We start from the raw sequence: 1,995 nt of genomic DNA on the forward strand, positions 1-1,995 counted from the left end.
TGGGCCAGGTCGGCGCGGGTGTCGGCCAGCGCGGCGGCGAGCGCGGCCGGGTCGTCGAGCAGCCCGGCGGCCCGCTGGGCGACCACGGCCAGCGCGGTCGGGCTGGCCGCCGACAGCGGCAGCGCGTGCACCGGGAACGCCTGCCCGGCACCGGGGGCGCGCTCAGCGGCGGCGGGCGGCTGCTCCAGGATGACGTGGGCGTTGGTGCCGCTGAACCCGAACGAGGACACGCCCGCGCGGCGGGGGCGGCCGGTCTCGGGCCACGCCACCGGCTCGGTCAGCAGCTCGACGCGCCCGGAGCTCCAGTCCACGTGCGGGCTGGGCCGCTCGGCGTGCAGGGTGCGCGGGAGCAGTCCGTGGCGCATCGCCCACACGGCCTTGAGCACGCCGCCGACGCCCGCCGCGGCCTGGGTGTGGCCGATGTTGGACTTGAGCGAGCCCAGGCGCAGCGGCTCGGCGCGGTCCTGGCCGTAGACGGCGAGCAGCGCCTCGGCCTCGATGGGGTCGCCCAGCGCGGTGCCGGTGCCGTGCGCCTCCACGGCGTCCACATCGGACGGTGACAGGCCCGCGTCGGCGAGGGCGGCGCGGATGACGCGCTGCTGGGACTTGCCGCTGGGGGCGGTGAGCCCGTTGGAGGCGCCGTCGGAGTTGACCGCGGTGCCGCGCACCACGGCCAGCACCGGGTAGCCGTTGGCCTCCGCGGTCGAGCGGCGGGCGAGCACGAGCACCCCGACGCCCTCGGACCAGCCGGTGCCGTCGGCGCCCGCGCCGAACGCCCGGCACCGGCCGTCCGGGGACATCGCCCGCTGCCGGGTGAACTCCACCAGCACGCCGGGGGTGGACATGATCGTCGCGGCGCCCGCCAGTGCGAGGTCGCACTCGCCCGCGCGCAGCGCCCGGGTGGCCAGGTGCAGGGCGACCAGCGACGACGAGCACGCGGTGTCGACGCTGAGCGCCGGGCCCTCCAGCCCGAGGGTGTAGGCGATGCGCCCGGAGAGCACGCTGGGGGCGTTGCCGACGCCGAGGTGCCCGCCCACGTCCTCGCCTGCCGCGGCGAGCACGGCGGCGTAGTCGTTGGGGTTGGCTCCGGCGAACACGCCGGTGCGGCTGCCGCGCAGGGCGTGCGGGTCGATGCCCGCGTGCTCCAGCGCCTCCCAGGACACCTCCAGCAGGTGCCGCTGCTGCGGGTCCATCGCCAGCGCCTCGCGCGGGCTGATGCCGAAGAACGCCGCGTCGAACCCGGCTGCGCCGTCGAGGAAGCCGCCGTGGCGGGCCAGCGAGGTGCCGGGGTGGTCGGGGTCGGGGTGGTGCAGGTCGGCGGGCCAGCCGCGGTCGGTGGGCAGCGGGCCGATGGCGTCGGTGCCGTCGAGGACGAGCTGCCACAGCTCGTCCGGGGAGGTGACGCCGCCCGGGTAGCGGCAGGCGCCGCCGACGATGACCACCGGGTCGTCGTCGGGGGCCGCCGCAGTGGGCGCCGGGGCGGCCCCGGCGCGGTCGTCGCCGGTGAGCAGCGCGGCGAGGCGGTGCGGGGTGGGCTCGTCGAACACGACGGTCGCGGGCAGGCGCACACCGGTGGCCCCGGCGACGCGGTCGCGCAGCTCGACGGCGGTCAACGAGTCGAAGCCGAGGTCGCGGAAGGCGGTGTCGGCGCCCACGGCCGTGGCGTCGGCGTGGCCGAGCACCTCCGCGGCCAGCGCGCGGACGAGCTTGACGGCCTGGGCCGGGGTGAGGTCGGTCGGGGCGGTGGCCACCACCGGCTCCGGCGCGCTGACCAGGCCGGACAGCAGCGGCGACGGGCGGCGGGCGGTGAAGGCGCGGTGGAAGGCCGCCCAGTCGACGTCGGCGAGCACGACGACGGGGTCGGTGCCGCCGAGTTCGCGCAGCAGGGCGCGCGCGGCGCGGTCGGGGTCGAGCGGGCGCAGGCCGAGGCGGCCGAGCCCGGCCAGCTCCCCGGCGGCGTGCGCCATGCCCGTCCCCGCCCAGGGGCCCCAGGCG

General features: G+C 78.6%; 1 protein-coding gene. It reads right to left on the reverse strand.

The window, feature by feature from the left end:
- Positions 1-1,995, reverse strand: a 1,995-nt coding sequence (locus tag L6E12_RS33540) for a beta-ketoacyl synthase N-terminal-like domain-containing protein (protein WP_236231940.1), incomplete at both ends; no start/stop codon positions are given.

It is taken from the genome of Actinokineospora sp. PR83 (assembly GCF_021056305.1).
In the GTDB taxonomy this organism is placed as follows: domain Bacteria; phylum Actinomycetota; class Actinomycetes; order Mycobacteriales; family Pseudonocardiaceae; genus Actinokineospora; species Actinokineospora spheciospongiae.